This is a genomic window from Streptomyces sp. NPDC055099 (assembly GCF_053607685.1).
On sequence record NZ_JBSGUA010000069.1, the window covers coordinates 1 to 1819 of the forward strand.

A 1819-nucleotide genomic window follows, 5' to 3' on the forward strand; every position below is an offset into this window, starting at 1 on the left:
GGGTCCGTGGTCCAGGGTGACGTCGCGCCCGGCGCGCAGAGCAGTGCGCACTTCAGCGGCGACCTCAGTGAGGATTGGACGTTCCCGGATCTTGTAGGCGCCGCGGGGGAAGTCCCGTCCGTAGTGGCCGTGCTGCTCGAAGACCCGTTCGTCGGGGCAGGCCCGCAGGAACCTATGGACTTCGAGCTCGCGAGCCAGCGTGGTCTTCCCTGACCCGGGGAGGCCTGCCATCAGGATGAGTCGGGCCGGACCGGGCCGTCCCGCCAGGAGCGTCATCCGATGCTCTCTTCCTTAGTCCAGCGGCGGTCGGGCCCGCCGACGTCCACGCCGTACTCGATGACACCACCGTCGCTGTCGATGACCCGGACCGTCAGCACGATGACGGCGGCGCGGGTGTCCTGCGGGATCTCCAGGGGGCCTGCGTCGGCAGGAGTGGTGATCCGGGCCCACATGGCGCTGACGCGACGAGCGACCGGGCGCCCAGTGTGGCGTGTGATCGCGTCGATCGATGTTCCGCTCGTCAGCCGCTTACCCATGAGCAGCTCCGGCAGTTTGTCGGCGAAGGTGGCCGGAATCCATGAGGTCGAGTGGGAGATGACCGCATTGGTGTGTTCGTCGCGGTACGTACGGCAACGCCGGAGAACCTTCTCCCCTGGCGTGATCCCCAGCGCCTCCGCCACATCCGCCGGCGCGGACACGATCCCGGCCATGTGGGAGTCCGAGCGCTCACCGGCCCGCCACGAAGATCCGGTCAGCTTGCTGCGCTCATCCCGTTCGGCCCCGGTTGCCAGGGACAACCGTTTGCGTACGACGGTTCCGTGGCCACGGGAAGACGTCACAAGCCCCTGAGCTTCGAGCGCCCGGTAGGCCGCGTGAACGGTGGTCTTCGAGCCACTGCCAGCGGCGACGAGCTCTTCGATCTTCGGCAGGCGATCACCGGGGACGTACTCACCCTTGGCGATCCGTGCAGCGATCTCCTCCGCAAGAACTTTCCACTTCGGTGGCATGGTCAGCGATCTCTCCCGTTCGTCGGCAACACCAGTGAACCATAGTCTCGGGATTATTCGTGAACTCTGCGCAATCACGGGAATGTGGCGGTGTTGCGATTGACAGCCTCCTTCAATCCTGGGATTGTCGTTGATGTCGCAACGAGGAGTGGGAAACCGCTCACGAAGCGTAGAGCTCCGCCGCGTCCAGGGATGTTCGCGGTGCCGGTTCAAGTCCGGCAAAGACTCCTCTGCCCTCGAATGAGGGCATTGCCATGCCGAAAACGGGCCCTCCGGCCGCCTGGAAGCCAAGCCGGAGAGCCCGTCGCAAGGGCCGAACGAGTAGAGAGGCACGACCCTATGAGGACCATCGTCGCAGGCCGCATCGTCGGTAGCGAGAGCGAGTACATCGAGGCCGCTATGGGCTTCGGTATCGACTTCGACGCCCTCCGCGCCGCGTCCCCCGAGCTGCGGTCCGACTTCCTGGAGTTCCTCGTGGACACCAGCGACCCGGACAGCGAGATCGACCGCGAGAACATCGTGTACCTGCGCCGTGCGCTGGGCGTCCGCCGCCCGCCGGCGAACGTGGTGCCGCTGTTGCCGCGTCGCGGCACCGCCGCCCTGAGCACCGTCAAGGGTGGTCGGGCCGCATGAACTTCACGACCTCCAACCCCCGCCTGACCGTCCTGTTCTCCCTGCTGCCCGTGATGCTGGGCCGGGTGCGGCTGTTCGCCGCGCTGGCCGGTGGCGCCTGGCTGTTCGGGATCGAGCTGGACGTCATGGCCCGCATCGGCCTTGTGCTGATCGCGCTCGTGGTCATCGTCCTGGACCTG

The 1819-nt window shown here is 66.7% G+C and carries 4 protein-coding genes; 2 read left to right on the plus strand and 2 right to left on the minus strand.

Annotation, left to right across the window (positions count from 1 at the left end):
• Positions 1 to 276, minus strand: a 276-nt coding sequence (locus tag ACWFRU_RS42330; RefSeq protein WP_453694186.1) for an AAA family ATPase, incomplete at its 3' end; no start/stop codon positions are given.
• On the minus strand, positions 273 to 1220 hold the full coding sequence (locus ACWFRU_RS42335) for a GntR family transcriptional regulator (RefSeq protein ID WP_453694188.1): 948 nt from the start codon (positions 1218 to 1220) through the stop codon (positions 273 to 275). The genes ACWFRU_RS42330 and ACWFRU_RS42335, both read right to left, overlap by 4 nt.
• Before the next feature lie 126 nt (positions 1221 to 1346).
• Here ACWFRU_RS42335 and ACWFRU_RS42340 point away from each other — a divergent pair, with 126 nt between their 5' ends.
• Positions 1347 to 1640 carry a hypothetical protein gene (locus ACWFRU_RS42340; RefSeq protein ID WP_367509912.1) on the plus strand — a complete coding sequence of 98 codons (294 nt, stop codon included), beginning with the start codon at positions 1347 to 1349 and terminating at the stop codon, positions 1638 to 1640.
• The coding region (locus tag ACWFRU_RS42345) for a hypothetical protein (protein WP_453694190.1) at positions 1637 to 1819 on the plus strand (183 nt) is incomplete at its 3' end. The genes ACWFRU_RS42340 and ACWFRU_RS42345, both read left to right, overlap by 4 nt.